Raw genomic sequence first — 13,314 nt, forward strand, 5'->3', positions numbered from 1 at the left:
TTTGCCAGAGCGAACCTTATTAAGCGTTTTCTAAAGACGCTTCTTCAGCCTGCTCAGCCAGATCCTGTGAACGGCCTTCGCGCACGGTAGTGGCAACGGCAGTCAGGTACAGGCTTACAGCACGGATTGCATCGTCGTTACCCGGGATAACGAAGTCAACGCCGTCTGGATCAGAGTTGGTATCAACGATAGCAAATACCGGGATACCCAGGTTGTTTGCTTCTTTGATCGCAATGTGCTCGTGATCGGCATCGATAACGAACAGCGCGTCCGGCAGACCGCCCATGTCTTTGATACCGCCCAGGCTGTTTTCCAGCTTGGCCAGTTCGCGACCGCGCATCAGCGCTTCTTTCTTGGTCAGTTTGTCGAAGGTGCCGTCCTGAGACTGAGTCTCGAGATCTTTCAGACGTTTGATAGACTGACGAACGGTTTTCCAGTTAGTCAGCATACCACCCAGCCAGCGGTGGTTAACGAAGAACTGGTCGCAGCTCAGTGCAGACTCTTTTACCGCTTCGCTGGCAGCGCGCTTGGTACCGACGAACAGGATCTTGCCTTTACGGGCAGAGATTTTGTTCAGCTCAGCCAGAGCGTTGTTGAACATCGGTACAGTCTGCTCAAGGTTGATGATGTGAACTTTGTTACGCGCACCGAAGATGAACGGCTTCATTTTCGGGTTCCAGTAACGGGTCTGGTGACCGAAGTGAACACCAGCCTTGAGCATGTCGCGCATGGAAACAGTTGCCATGATTACCTCTAGATTAAGTTTGGGGTTGGGCCTCCATGTATCCCATACGACCGACCTCTTGCGAAGCACCCCGGCGTATGTGTCGATACATGTGTGTTTTAGTACACAAAGTGAGTTTTTCGCGTTTCTTGCCGACCTTTAACGGCCTGACAGAGAATCGTCGGCGCGCTTTATACCACAACCCCGCTGCTGAAGCCAGAATTTGTTCAGCGCAGGGCCGCGCGACGCGAACTGTTTGGCTGCCTGGTTTTCGGCTGCTAACATGACAGCACATCGTTCATTATTGCTGAAATTTTCGGCAACTGCGGATTAATTTAATGGCAATTTCAATTAAAACCCCTGAAGAAATCGAAAAAATGCGCGTCGCCGGCCGCCTGGCCGCCGAGGTGCTGGAGATGATCGCCCCGCACGTCAAACCCGGCGTGTCAACCGGCGAACTGGACCGCATCTGCCACGATTACATCACCAACGAGCAGCACGCCATCTCCGCCTGCCTCGGCTATCACGGCTTCCCGAAATCGGTCTGCATCTCGGTCAACGAGGTGGTGTGTCACGGCATTCCCAGCGACGATCGCCTGCTGAAGGATGGCGACATCATCAACATCGACGTCACCGTGATCAAAGATGAGTACCACGGCGACACCTCGAAGATGTTTATCGTCGGCAAGCCGACCATCCAGGGCGAGCGCCTGTGCCAGATCACCCAGCAGAGCCTCTATCTGGCGCTGCGTCTGGTGAAGCCGGGCATCCGCCTGCGCGAGCTGGGCCGCGCTATCCAGAAGTATGTGGAATCTCACGACTTCTCCGTGGTGCGCGAGTACTGCGGCCACGGCATCGGCAAAGGCTTCCACGAAGAGCCGCAGGTGCTGCACTATGACGCGGATGACGGCGGCGTGGTGCTGCAGGCGGGCATGACCTTTACCGTCGAGCCGATGGTCAACGCCGGCGACTACCGCATCCGCACCATGAAAGATGGCTGGACGGTAAAAACCAAAGATCGCAGCTTGTCCGCGCAGTACGAGCATACTATTGTGGTGACCGATAACGGCTGCGAAATCCTGACCCTGCGTAGCGATGACACCATCGACGCGGTGCTGGTCAACGAAGGGTAATCCTCCCCCACTGATAAAAAGCCGGCCCTGCGCCGGTTTTTTTATGGCTCAAGAAGAGAGAAGCGGTATGAGCGCGATCCTGACGGATGAGGTCATTGACGGCCTGAAAGACTCCCCGGCGCACTGGGATGACGCGGCGCTAACCCGCGACACCCTGAAGCAGAAGCTGGAAACCTTTAACGCCTTTCTCTCCACGGCGTTCGACGCTGGCGAATCGGCAGAAACGCTGATTGACGCGCGCACCCTGTTTATCGATCGGCTGCTGCGCCGGCTGTGGCGCTTTTACGGCTTCGACGCGCAGCCCGCTATCGCGCTGGTGGCGGTGGGCGGCTACGGCCGCGGCGAACTGCATCCGCTCTCTGACGTCGACATCTTGATCCTGAGCCGGGATGCGCTCGACGAGGCCAACGCGCAGCAAACCAGCGAGCTGCTGACGCTGCTGTGGGATCTCAAGCTGGAAGTGGGCCACAGCGTGCGCACGCTGGAAGAGTGTTTGCTGGAAGGGTTAGCCGACCTGACCGTCGCCACCAACCTGATCGAGTCGCGCATGCTGACCGGCGACGTCGCGCTGTTTCTCGAGATGCAGAAGAACATCTTCAGCGAAGGCTTCTGGCCGTCGGCCACCTTCTACGCCGCCAAGATCGAGGAGCAGCAGGCGCGCCATCAGCGCTACCACGGCACCAGCTACAACCTGGAGCCCGATATCAAAAGCAGCCCAGGCGGCCTGCGCGATATTCATACGCTGCAGTGGGTGGCGCGCCGCCACTTCGGCGCCACCACGCTGGATGAAATGGTCGGGTTCGGCTTTCTTACCGAGGCGGAGCGCAACGAGCTTAACGAGTGCCAGGCGTTTCTCTGGCGCATCCGCTTCGCCCTGCACCTGACGCTGACGCGCTATGACAACCGGCTGCTGTTCGATCGCCAGCTTAACGTCGCGCAGCGCCTCAACTATCAGGGCGAAGGCAACGAGCCGGTCGAACGCATGATGAAGGATTTCTTCCGCGTCACGCGCCGCATCGGCGAGCTTAACCAGATGCTGCTGCAGCTGTTCGACGAAGCGATTCTGGCGCTCTCTACCACTGAAAAGCCGCGCCCGCTGGACGACACCTTTCAGCTACGCGGCAACCTGATCGACCTGCGCGACGAAACGCTGTTCGAGCGCGAGCCGCAGGCGATCCTGCGCATGTTCTACGTGATGGTGCGCAACGAAAACATTCGCGGCATCTACTCCACCACGCTGCGCCAGCTGCGCTACGCGCGCCGTCATCTCAAGCAGCCGCTGTGTCAGATCCCGGAGGCGCGCCAGCTGTTTATGGCGATTCTGCGCCATCCCGGCGCGGTGAAGCGCGCACTGCTGCCGATGCACCGCCACAGCGTGCTGTGGGCCTATACGCCGCTGTGGGGGCATATCGTTGGCCAGATGCAGTTCGACCTGTTTCACGCCTATACCGTCGACGAGCACACCATTCGCGTGCTGCAAAAGCTGGAGAGCTTCGCCAGCGAGGCGACGCGCCCGATGCATCCGCTCTGCGTCGAACTCTGGCCGCGCCTGCCGCAGCAGGAGCTGCTGCTGATGGCGGCGCTGCTGCACGACATCGCCAAAGGGCGCCACGGCGATCACTCGATTCTCGGCGCGCAGGACGCACTGGAGTTCGCCGAGCTGCACGGCCTCAACTCGCGCGAGACGCAGCTGGTCGCCTGGCTGGTGCGCCATCATCTGCTGATGTCGGTGACCGCGCAGCGCCGCGATATTCAGGATCCCACCGTGATACAGCAGTTCGCCGAGGTGATGCAGAACGAGAACCGGCTGCGTTACCTGGTCTGCCTGACGGTGGCCGATATCTGCGCCACCAACGAAACCCTGTGGAACAGCTGGAAGCAGAGCCTGCTGCGCGAACTCTTTTTCGCCACCGAGAAGCAGCTGCGGCGCGGCATGGAGAACAGTCCGGATCTGCGCGAGCGCGTGCGGCATCACCGCCTGCAGGCGCTGGCGCTGCTGCGCATGGACAATATCGACGAAGAGCGACTGCACCATATCTGGAACCGCTGCCGCGCCGACTATTTTCTGCGCCACACGCCCAACCAGCTGGCGTGGCACGCGCGCCATCTGATGGAGCACGATCTGCGCCAGCCGCTGGTGCTGGTCAGCCCGCAGGCGACGCGCGGCGGCACCGAGATTTTTATCTGGAGCCCGGATCGCCCCTATCTCTTCGCCACCGTGGCGGGCGAACTGGATCGCCGCAATCTCAGCGTGCACGACGCGCAGATCTTCACCAGCCGCGACGGCATGGCGATGGACACCTTTATCGTGCTGGAGCCGGACGGCAGCCCGCTGGCACCGGATCGTCACGCCATGATCCGCCAGGCGCTGGAGCAGGCGATAGCCCAGACCAGCTGGAATCCGCCGCGCACCCGCCGCGCCTCCGCGAAGCTGCGCCACTTCAGCGTCGACACCGAGGTCAACTTTTTGCCGACCCATACCGATCGCCGCAGCTATCTGGAGCTGGTGGCGCTCGATCAGCCTGGCCTGCTGGCACGCGTCGGCGAAGTCTTTGCCGATATGGGCGTGTCGCTGCACGGCGCGCGCATCAGCACCATTGGCGAACGCGTCGAGGATTTATTTATTCTCGCCAACAGCGAGCGGCGCGCCCTTGATGCGGAAATGCGCAAAGCGTTGCGACAACGGTTGACAGAAGCCCTTAATCCAAACGATAAAGTGTGACCGCAATCGATTTACATACTTTTGCTGTCGGGATGTGGCCCGACACGCACCAGAGAGATCAGGAAAAAATTATGCAACAGTTACAGAGCGTTATTGAAGCGGCCTTCGAGCGTCGCGCCGAGATCACCCCAGCGAACGTGGACACCGTGACCCGTGAAGCCATTAACGAGGTGATCGCTCAGCTGGACAGCGGCGCGCTGCGCGTATCTGAAAAGATCGACGGCCAGTGGGTAACGCATCAGTGGCTGAAAAAGGCGGTGCTGCTGTCGTTCCGCATCAACGACAACCAGGTGATGGAAGGCGCGGAAACCCGTTTTTACGACAAGGTGCCGATGAAATTTGCCGGCTGGGACGACGCGCGCTTTAAAGCCGCCGGCTTCCGCGTCGTGCCGCCGGCCGCCGTTCGCCAGGGCGCCTACATCGCGCGCAATACCGTGCTGATGCCTTCCTATGTCAATATCGGCGCTTACGTCGACGAAGGCAGCATGGTTGATACCTGGGCGACCGTCGGCTCCTGCGCGCAGATCGGTAAAAACGTGCACCTCTCCGGCGGCGTCGGCATCGGCGGCGTGCTGGAGCCGCTGCAGGCCAACCCGACCATTATCGAAGACAACTGCTTTATCGGCGCGCGTTCTGAGATCGTGGAAGGCGTGATCGTGGAAGAAGGCGCGGTGATCTCAATGGGCGTCTATATCGGCCAGAGCACCAAAATCTATGACCGTGAAACCGGTGAAGTGCACTACGGCCGCGTGCCGGCAGGCTCGGTGGTGGTTTCCGGCAACCTGCCGTCGAAAGATGGCAGCTACAGCCTCTACTGCGCGGTGATCGTGAAGAAAGTCGACGCGAAAACGCGCGGCAAAGTGGGCATCAACGAACTGCTGCGCACCATCGACTAACGCCTTTCGACGGGCCGCTGCGGCCCGTCATCTTTTCTTTACACTTCCCCTCATCCCGACCTGATTCGCGTGGCGAATTAACAGGTGCGTTTACTTTTTACCCAGGTCATAATCCGCGCCAGTTATCTCCCGTCGCGCCGTGTTCATCTCGTTTGTTGTCTACAGTTATTTTTTGTGCCGTGAACACCGCTGCGCGCCTCTCTCTTTTTGGTGGAAAAATCGCTATGTATGACAATCTCAAAAGCTTAGGCATTAACAATCCCGACGATATCGATCGCTACAGCCTGCGTCAGGAAGCCAACAACGACATCCTGAAAATTTACTTTCGCAAAGATAAAGGCGAGTTCTTTGCCAAGAGCGTGAAGTTTAAATATCCGCGCCAGCGCAAGACCGTGGTAGCCGACAACATTAATCAGGGATACAAAGAGGTGCAGGAGATCAGCCCTAACCTGCGCTATGTGATCGACGAGCTGGATCAGATTTGCCAGCGCGATCAGGTGGAAGTGGATCTGAAGCGTAAGATCCTGGCGGATCTGCGCCATCTGGAGAGCGTGGTGACCAATAAAATTGCTGAGATTGAAGGCGATCTGGACAAGCTGACGCGCAATAACCGCTAACGCGCCTGGTGTTGCCTGCTACAGAAGGCACCAGTGCCACTGCACCTTTTCTGCTGCCGGGCCGCGGCCCTTTCCAGCAGCGCACACGGAAGCTGGCCAGCAGGCTGGGGCCGCTCAGGGTCTGGCATTTCGCAGCGCTGAACAGAGTGAGTCTGCCAGGTGAGCCCGCAGGGAGGCGGGCGAAAGGTGGGGCTGGAACAGGGATGTTCCATCCCCGCCGGTCCGTCAGGCAGACGAATGACGTGAAGGTACCGCGTCAGCGGCGCGAGGACCGCCAGCCCCTGAGGGGCCCCAGCCGGCGTTATCTCCAAAGCTAAACTGACAAGCATTACATGCCTTTTTTGTTGCCCTAGCTCTGCTCGTCCAGCTGCAGCGCCACATAGAGCAGCAGGCGATCGTCAAACTGGCTGAGATTCAGCCCGGTTAGCTCGGAAATGCGGTTCAGCCGGTACTCCAGCGTATTGCGGTGAATAAACAGCGCGCGCGCCGTGGCGCTGGGCTGCACATTGTGGGTAAACCAGGCGACCAGCGTGCGCCGCAGCAGGCCGTTGTTATCCATGCTCTTCAGCTTCGCCAGCGGGCGCGCCAGCTCGTTCGCCTGCCAGCCGCCGCGCAGGCTGTCGAGCAGCACCGGCAGCACCAAATCCTGATAGAAATAGCTGCGCAGATCCGGCATGCGCTGCTTGCCGACCATCATGGTGGTGCGCGCGGTGCGATAGGAGCGCGCGATGCTGCCCGGCCCGGTGAAATAGTTGCCGAGCGCAATGCGCATCCGCACCTGGCCGCTCTCCTTCATGCGCTGTAATAACTGGTCAACGCGCTTGCGGTGATCCTCCTGATCGTAGCGCCCGTGCGCATTCAGCGCCGGCTTCAGCACCACCATCTCCGTCAGGGAAACAATGGCGATCAGGTTGTCGCGCTCTGGCGTGGTGAGCAGCGTTTGCAGCTGCTGCAGCTCCGACATGGCGCTGTCGACGCCGAGCTGCCCGCTGTCCACCTCTACCACCGCCACCACGCGCGGCTGATGCAGATCGATGCCGAGACGCTGCGCCCACTCGGTCAGCTGCGGCGTCAGGGTCTCGCTGCGGATCAGATTGAGCACCAGCTCCTCACGCAGGCGGCTGTCCTGCGCCAGCATATGCAGCAGTCGGGTCTGCTCCAGCATCATCTCCGCCGTCATGCAGACCAGCTCGCCGTAGTGGCGCAGCGCCAGCGGATCGCCGGTGAGGCCAATGACGCCGACGATCTCACCGTCGATGCGCAGCGGCAGATTGATGCCCGGCCGCACGCCGTGCAGATGCTTCGCCACCGCCTCGTCGATGTCCACCACGCGCCCCTGCGACAGCACCAGCAGCGCACCTTCGTGCAATTCGCCAATACGCTCGCGATCGCCGCTGCCGATAATACGGCCGCGCGCATCCATCACGTTGACATTGCTGTCAATAATCTTCATGGTGCGCGCCACGATATCCTGCGCAAGGCGCGCATCAAGATGATAGGTTGCCATCTGTTGATCCTGACAGAGAGAGGAAGCTACAGCATACGCATGGCCGCGCAGCCAGGCATTGTGCAAATGCACAGAGCCAGGGCGGGATTTACCGATTTTGCGGCGCGGGTCACACTCTGTCCGCGGCGAAAAAAAGGCGGACCGCAGTCCGCCTGAGGGATAAAACGCGTTACTGCATCAGCAGATAGATGCTGCTGTCGCCGCGCTTGACGTTCAGCGCCAGCACCGAGGGTTTGGTGTCGAGGATTTTACGCAGCTCGCCGAGGTTGGCGACGCGCTGCTGGTTGACGCCGAGGATCACATCGCCTTTTTTCAGGCCGATGCGCGCCGCCGCGCTGCCAGGGTTCACGTTGTCGACGCGCACGCCTTTGTCGCTGCCGCTGTCGTTGCTGAGATCGGCGCCTTCAATGCCGGTGTAGATGGTGGCCGATTGCACTTTATCCTGGGTGCTCTGCTGCAGCTCAACGGTGACGCTAACCGGTTTGCCGTCGCGCAGCAGGCCGAGCTGCAGTTTGGTGCCAATCGGCAGCGAGCCGACTTCGGCACGCAGCGCGGCAAAACTGCTCAGCGGCTTGCCGTTCATCGACACCACCACATCGCCCGCCTTCACGCCCGCTTTCGCCGCGGCGGAGTTCGGCAGCACCTGGCTGACAAAGGCGCCGCGCTGCGCGTCAACCTTCATCGCTTTCGCCAGCTCGGAGTTCAGCTCAGCGCCAAGAATACCCAGCTCGCCGCGTTTCACCTGGCCGAACTCCACCATCTGGCCGGTAAGGTTTTTCACCATATTGCTCGGAATGGCGAAGCCGATGCCGATATTGCCGCCGTCCGGCGCGAGGATCGCCGTGTTGATGCCGATCAGCTCGCCGTTGAGGTTCACCAGCGCGCCGCCGGAGTTGCCGCGGTTAATCGCCGCATCGGTCTGAATAAAGTTTTCGTAGTTTTCGACGTTAAGGCCGCTGCGTCCCAGCGCCGACACGATGCCCGAGGTCACGGTTTCGCCCAGGCCGTACGGGTTGCCGATCGCCACGGTGTAGTCGCCGACGCGCAGATTGTCGGAGTCGGCGATTTTAATCGCCGTCAGGTTTTTCGCGTCGATCAGCTGCACCAGCGCAATATCGGAACGGGGATCTTTGCCAATCACCTTACCGTCGTAGCGACGGCCATCGCTGAGCTGCACCTGAATTTTGGTGGCGTTGTCGACAACGTGGTTGTTGGTGACGACATAGCCTTTCTCAGCGTTAATCACCACGCCGGAGCCCAGCGCGCGGAATTTTTCCTGTTGGGTATTGGCGCCGTCACCGCCGCCCGCACCGCCCTGACACATCGGCGAACTCTGGAAAGGCGAACCGTCCTGGCAGAACGGCGAATTATCGCCGAAGAACTGCTGGAACTGCTGCGGCAGACGCGGCGTTTTCACCGTGGTGCTGCCTTCGACACTGATGCTGACCACCGAAGGCATCACTTTTTCCAGCATCGGCGCCAGGCTTGGCAGCTGCTGGCTGGTAGAAGAGGCGGATTCAGCGGCGAAAACGGCGGCAGGGCTTAACGCCAGGCCAAGACTGAGCGCCAGCGCGCTCAACGTTAAGGTGTTTTTTTTCATTCGTATGAGTCTCATCCAGTAATTAACGTCAGACCCTTGCTGTGGTCAGTTATGAGATTAATCTTTTACCGCGAAGTTCCAGCAAAAGTTTGCGCTAAAGGTAAAAATTTATTCTGGCTCTTTACAAAACTCGCGTTATTCCACCGCCATCAGGCGACGGTACTCATCCCAGGCGTAGAGATCGGTCATGCCGCTAATATAGTCCTGGATGAGACGAAAGCGGTAATAACGTTCCCACAGCAGGCGCTGGTATTTGTGCTCCACCACCAGCGAGCGCATTTTTTGCTGATAGGCTTTGCGATGTTTGCCGGAAAGCTTATGAAACAGCCGGGTTTCAATGGGATGCGCGCGCAGAAAATCGTCATTAATCAGGCTGGTAAAGGCTTCAAAGGTCAATGTCATCAGTGGTTGATATATTTCTAACAATCCCTTAATGACTCGATAACCTTGTAATTCCAGCTGTTCTACTTCGGCATGATTAAATACATGACGGCGCGCCACCGTTTTAAACATCTGCAATAAACGCCCCTCTTCACCATCATCTTCTAATAGCGCATGATTAAAATCGCCGTTAAAAATCGCGGGTAAATTATCGACAAAGCGTTTTACCGCATGGCTGACCAGCACGCTCTGGACGTTAACGCGCAATGACATAAAGAACTGATCGCTTCTGCTGCGACGCTTTTTGTTACAGGCTTCGCGCCAGGCATCGCCGACCGTTCGGCTGAAAGCGTCGTTATTTTTTACCGGCCCCCAGTTTTTACATAAATAGTCATAAAGCGCATCAATGTTAAATATATCTTTTTCGACCGCGTCGTCCAGATCGGCGATGCAGTAGGAGATATCGTCCGCCGCCTCCATAATATAGGTCAGCGGAAAACGATGATGCTCTTCCAGACTGGTGGCCGCGCGCAGCTCGGCAATATAGTCGCGCTCAGAGAGATAAAAGCCGGGCTTTTTCATCAGCGCGCTAAACTGCGCGGGCTTGTCGCCCTGCCACCAGGCGGGCGCGGTATATTTCAAAATGCACGCGACCTGCGAGTAGCTCAGATTCAGCTGCAGCAGCGTATGCACCATGCGGATCGCCTGCGCGTTGCCTTCAAAATGGCACAGGTCCTGGCGGATCATCGCGTTTAGCTGATTAAAATCGGCGCGCTGCTGCTCCCCTTCCACGCCCGCCACCAGCGGATCCACCAGCTCCAGCGCAAGATGCTCTTCAAACCAGTCGTTGATGGCGGCCTCACCGAAGTGGCCAAACGGCGGATTGCCGACGTCGTGCAGCAGGCAGGCCATCTCCACCAGGCTTTCAAACGCTCCTTCCATCTCATCCAGCCCGTACTGCGCCAGTCCGCCCTGATTTTTCAGGGTTTGCAGGATCTCTTTGGCGATATAGCGTCCGGTCTGCTGCACCTCAAGCGAGTGGGTCAGGCGCGAGCGCACCGCCGCGTTGCGCTCCAGCGGAAAGACCTGGGTTTTTTGCTGCAGCCGGCGGATCGCCGCCGAGTTGATAATACGGCCGCGATCGCTCTCAAAGTGGCGGGTAATATAGTATTCCCCTTCCGGATCTTTGCGCGTGTTATAAGGACGGGTGAAACTGATCTTCTTCCTGAAATTAACCGTCGCCATCGTTACCCCTTCGTGAATCAATCGCCTGCCAGCCATGCTAGACTATGCCCTAATTTTTACGACCACTTCCACCACATTAGCGAGACCTATTTATGAAAGCAGGCATTATTGGCGCGATGGAGCAGGAAGTGACCCTGCTGCGTGACAAAATCGAGAACCGCCAGACCCTGACGCTGGCCGGCTGCGAGATTTACACCGGCACGCTTAACGGCGTTGAGGTCGCTCTGCTGAAATCGGGCATCGGTAAAACCTCGGCGGCGCTCGGCACCACGCTGCTGCTGGAGCTGTGCAAGCCGGACCTGGTGATCAACACCGGCTCGGCGGGCGGCCTGGCGCCGACGCTCTCAGTGGGCGACATCGTGGTCTCTGACGAAGTGCGCTACCATGACGCCGACGTCACCGCCTTTGGCTACGAGCCAGGCCAGATGGCGGGCTGCCCGGCGGCCTTTCGCGCCGACGCGCAGCTGATCGCCGCCGCAGAGGCGTGCATCAGCGAGCTGAACCTGAACGCGGTGCGCGGTCTGGTGGTCAGCGGCGACGCCTTTATCAACGGCGCCGAGCCGCTGGCGCGCATCCGCGCGACTTTCCCGCAGGCGATTGCCGTGGAGATGGAGGCGACCGCCATCGGTCACGTCTGCCATCAGTTCAAGGTGCCATTCGTCGTGGTGCGCGCCATCTCCGACGTGGCCGACAAGGCGTCGCATCTCAGCTTTGAAGAGTTCCTCGCCGTGGCGGCGCAGCAGTCGTCGCTGCTGGTGGAGAAGCTGCTGGCGCGTCTGGCGCGTGGCTAACCCCCGCTGGCTGCTCGGGCTGCTGCTGCTTTGCAGCAGCCTGTTCGCCGCCGCGCCGCGTGTTATTACCCTCTCCCCGCATCTCACCGAAATGGCGTTTGCCGCCGGCATTACGCCGGTAGCGGTCAGCGCATGGTCCGACTATCCGCCCGCCGCGCAGGCGCTGGAGCAGGTCGCCAACTGGCAGGGCGTTAACGTCGAGCGCATTCTGGCGCTGAAGCCGGACGTGGTGCTCGCCTGGCGCGGCGGCAACCCGCAGCGCCAGATCGATCAGCTCAGGCAGTTCGGCGTCAACGTCGTCTGGATCGATCCGGACTCGCTGGAGCAGATGGCGGACGCCGTGGCGTCGCTGCAGCGCTGGAGCCCGCAGCCGCAGCAGGCGATCGACGCCGCGCAGCAGCTGAAGCGGCAGGCAAACGCCCTGCGCGCGCGCTACGCCGCCCTGCCTCCCGTGCCGGTGTTTCTTCAGTTCGGCCAGCAGCCGCTGTTTACTGCCGCGCGCAACACCCTGCAAAACAGCATCATCACGCTGTGCGCCGGCAAAAATATCTTTGCCGACAGCCGCGTCAGCTGGCCGCAGGTCAGCCGCGAGCAGGTGCTGATGCGCCATCCGCAGGCCATTATTATCGGCGGCAGCGCCGCCCAGGCGCAGAACGTCGCGCGCTTCTGGCAACCGCAGCTCAACGTACCGGTTATCGCCATCAATGATGACTGGCTCAGCCGTCCCGGTCCGCGTATGCTGCTGGCGGCGAAGCAGCTCTGCGCTGCGCTGCACCCGGAACAATAAATCAGCAAAAAGCGATTAAAGATCCGGCTAACTTTGCCGTTAATCAAGAAACGAGACGCCGACGCCACGTAAGCTCAGCGTCCTTTTATGCGCCCCGCGCATTTTGACTACACCAGGAATCATACATGACCAGAGCCTTGCTGCTGGCCATCGCGATCGCGGCCGTCGCGCCTTTTGCGACTGCGTCGACCACGGGAACGATTGGCGTTCAGCTCACGATCTTTTCGCGCTGTGAAATTAACAGCCAGCCGCAACGGGCAATGCCGCAGATTGATTGCGGTCGCCTCGCCAGCGCGCAGCCGCGCGTGACGGAAAGTCTGTTAGAGAAGGATGCGATGCGTAGGGAAACGGCGAAGTTGATAACGATCGAGTGGTAAAAAAAGGGCCGTCGCAAGACGGCCTTTTTTGTATCAGATGCTGAACGAGGAGCCGCAGCCGCAGGTGGTTTTGGCGTTTGGGTTGGTGACGATAAAACGTGACCCTTCCAGGCCTTCGGTGTAGTCCACCGAGCCGCCGACCAGATACTGCAGGCTCATCGGATCGACCACCAGCGCCACGCCCTGCTTCTCAATGGTCATGTCGCCGTCATTCATTTTGTCGTCAAAGGTGAAGCCGTACTGAAAGCCGCTGCATCCGCCGCCGGTAATATAGACGCGCAGTTTCAGATCGGGATTCTCTTCGTCGGCAATCAGGTTTTTTACCTTGCTGGCCGCCGCATCGGTAAACTGTAACGGCAGTGCTGCAACATCATCACTCATCTTATACTCCGGTAAACGTCCAGGTCAGAAAACGACCTCAATTGGCGTATTATCTGCCAGCCCGTTAGCGCAATCAAGTTTTGCCCTTCGCACTGCGTGCCGCCGGCCTTCAGCTAAGGTAAGTATAGCGCGCCGTTTCTGGCCTTTCGTCAT

12 protein-coding genes are annotated in these 13,314 nt (G+C 59.4%); 7 read left to right on the forward strand and 5 right to left on the reverse strand.

Translation table 11 applies throughout. From position 1 onward, the window contains the following. Positions 1–19: 19 nt before the first annotated feature. Positions 20–745 carry a 30S ribosomal protein S2 gene (gene rpsB / locus MC269_RS15045; RefSeq protein ID WP_143806260.1) on the reverse strand — a complete coding sequence of 242 codons (726 nt, stop codon included), beginning with the start codon at positions 743–745 and terminating at the stop codon, positions 20–22. Positions 746–1,062: 317 nt separating this feature from the next. Here rpsB and map point away from each other — a divergent pair, with 317 nt between their 5' ends. The 4 genes from map (at position 1,063) to MC269_RS15065 (ending at position 6,092) form a co-directional block, all read left to right on the forward strand. Then, positions 1,063–1,857, forward strand: coding sequence for a type I methionyl aminopeptidase (gene map, locus MC269_RS15050; protein WP_081138430.1), 795 nt, complete (start codon positions 1,063–1,065; stop codon positions 1,855–1,857). Between the two features lie 67 nt (positions 1,858–1,924). After that, positions 1,925–4,579: a bifunctional uridylyltransferase/uridylyl-removing protein GlnD gene (gene glnD, locus MC269_RS15055; RefSeq protein WP_239955130.1), complete on the forward strand. Its 2,655-nt coding sequence runs from the start codon at positions 1,925–1,927 to the stop codon at positions 4,577–4,579. Positions 4,580–4,650: 71 nt separating this feature from the next. Further along, positions 4,651–5,475 carry a 2,3,4,5-tetrahydropyridine-2,6-dicarboxylate N-succinyltransferase gene (gene dapD, locus MC269_RS15060; protein WP_081138435.1) on the forward strand — a complete coding sequence of 275 codons (825 nt, stop codon included), beginning with the start codon at positions 4,651–4,653 and terminating at the stop codon, positions 5,473–5,475. 224 nt (positions 5,476–5,699) lie between these two features. Then, on the forward strand, positions 5,700–6,092 hold the full coding sequence (locus tag MC269_RS15065; RefSeq protein WP_033749575.1) for a DUF3461 family protein: 393 nt from the start codon (positions 5,700–5,702) through the stop codon (positions 6,090–6,092). Positions 6,093–6,441: 349 nt separating this feature from the next. On the opposite strand, the gene MC269_RS15070 is transcribed toward MC269_RS15065, so the two are convergent. The 3 genes from MC269_RS15070 to dgt all read right to left on the reverse strand — a co-directional run bounded on the left by MC269_RS15070 (position 6,442) and on the right by dgt (position 10,825). Then, the gene (locus MC269_RS15070; RefSeq protein ID WP_239952887.1) at positions 6,442–7,599 is read right to left on the reverse strand and encodes a CdaR family transcriptional regulator; all 1,158 of its coding nucleotides are present in this window, start codon (positions 7,597–7,599) and stop codon (positions 6,442–6,444) included. A 169-nt stretch (positions 7,600–7,768) separates the two neighbouring features. Continuing rightward, on the reverse strand, positions 7,769–9,199 hold the full coding sequence (gene degP, locus MC269_RS15075) for a serine endoprotease DegP (protein ID WP_239952888.1): 1,431 nt from the start codon (positions 9,197–9,199) through the stop codon (positions 7,769–7,771). A gap of 135 nt (positions 9,200–9,334) precedes the next feature. Continuing rightward, positions 9,335–10,825: a dGTPase gene (gene dgt / locus MC269_RS15080; protein WP_081138444.1), complete on the reverse strand. Its 1,491-nt coding sequence runs from the start codon at positions 10,823–10,825 to the stop codon at positions 9,335–9,337. A gap of 92 nt (positions 10,826–10,917) precedes the next feature. Between dgt and mtnN the strand changes: the two genes are divergently transcribed. From mtnN to MC269_RS15095, 3 genes are all read left to right on the forward strand, one after another. After that, the gene (gene mtnN / locus MC269_RS15085) at positions 10,918–11,616 is read left to right on the forward strand and encodes a 5'-methylthioadenosine/S-adenosylhomocysteine nucleosidase (protein ID WP_081138446.1); all 699 of its coding nucleotides are present in this window, start codon (positions 10,918–10,920) and stop codon (positions 11,614–11,616) included. Continuing rightward, positions 11,609–12,403, forward strand: coding sequence for a vitamin B12 ABC transporter substrate-binding protein BtuF (gene btuF / locus MC269_RS15090; RefSeq protein ID WP_239952889.1), 795 nt, complete (start codon positions 11,609–11,611; stop codon positions 12,401–12,403). The genes mtnN and btuF overlap by 8 nt, the downstream gene beginning before the upstream one ends. A 125-nt stretch (positions 12,404–12,528) precedes the next feature. After that, entirely contained in the window at positions 12,529–12,780 is a 252-nt protein-coding gene (locus tag MC269_RS15095; RefSeq protein ID WP_239952890.1) for a hypothetical protein, read from the forward strand. Positions 12,781–12,813: 33 nt separating this feature from the next. On the opposite strand, the gene erpA is transcribed toward MC269_RS15095, so the two are convergent. After that, on the reverse strand, positions 12,814–13,161 hold the full coding sequence (gene erpA / locus MC269_RS15100) for an iron-sulfur cluster insertion protein ErpA (RefSeq protein ID WP_033749565.1): 348 nt from the start codon (positions 13,159–13,161) through the stop codon (positions 12,814–12,816). Positions 13,162–13,314: the final 153 nt, after the last annotated feature.

Source organism: Pantoea sp. Z09, assembly GCF_022394795.1.
In the GTDB taxonomy this organism is placed as follows: Bacteria; Pseudomonadota; Gammaproteobacteria; order Enterobacterales; family Enterobacteriaceae; genus Pantoea; species Pantoea latae.

What these genes read in the sequence shown, in the direction of transcription:
- rpsB (WP_143806260.1), bottom strand. Translation starts at nt 745, where the DNA reads ATGGCAACTGTTTCCATGCGCGACATGCTCAAGGCTGGTGTTCACTTC.
- map (WP_081138430.1), top strand. Translation starts at nt 1,063, where the DNA reads ATGGCAATTTCAATTAAAACCCCTGAAGAAATCGAAAAAATGCGCGTC.
- glnD (WP_239955130.1), top strand. Translation starts at nt 1,925, where the DNA reads ATGAGCGCGATCCTGACGGATGAGGTCATTGACGGCCTGAAAGACTCC.
- dapD (WP_081138435.1), top strand. Translation starts at nt 4,651, where the DNA reads ATGCAACAGTTACAGAGCGTTATTGAAGCGGCCTTCGAGCGTCGCGCC.
- MC269_RS15065 (WP_033749575.1), top strand. Translation starts at nt 5,700, where the DNA reads ATGTATGACAATCTCAAAAGCTTAGGCATTAACAATCCCGACGATATC.
- MC269_RS15070 (WP_239952887.1), bottom strand. Translation starts at nt 7,599, where the DNA reads ATGGCAACCTATCATCTTGATGCGCGCCTTGCGCAGGATATCGTGGCG.
- degP (WP_239952888.1), bottom strand. Translation starts at nt 9,199, where the DNA reads ATGAAAAAAAACACCTTAACGTTGAGCGCGCTGGCGCTCAGTCTTGGC.
- dgt (WP_081138444.1), bottom strand. Translation starts at nt 10,825, where the DNA reads ATGGCGACGGTTAATTTCAGGAAGAAGATCAGTTTCACCCGTCCTTAT.
- mtnN (WP_081138446.1), top strand. Translation starts at nt 10,918, where the DNA reads ATGAAAGCAGGCATTATTGGCGCGATGGAGCAGGAAGTGACCCTGCTG.
- MC269_RS15095 (WP_239952890.1), top strand. Translation starts at nt 12,529, where the DNA reads ATGACCAGAGCCTTGCTGCTGGCCATCGCGATCGCGGCCGTCGCGCCT.
- erpA (WP_033749565.1), bottom strand. Translation starts at nt 13,161, where the DNA reads ATGAGTGATGATGTTGCAGCACTGCCGTTACAGTTTACCGATGCGGCG.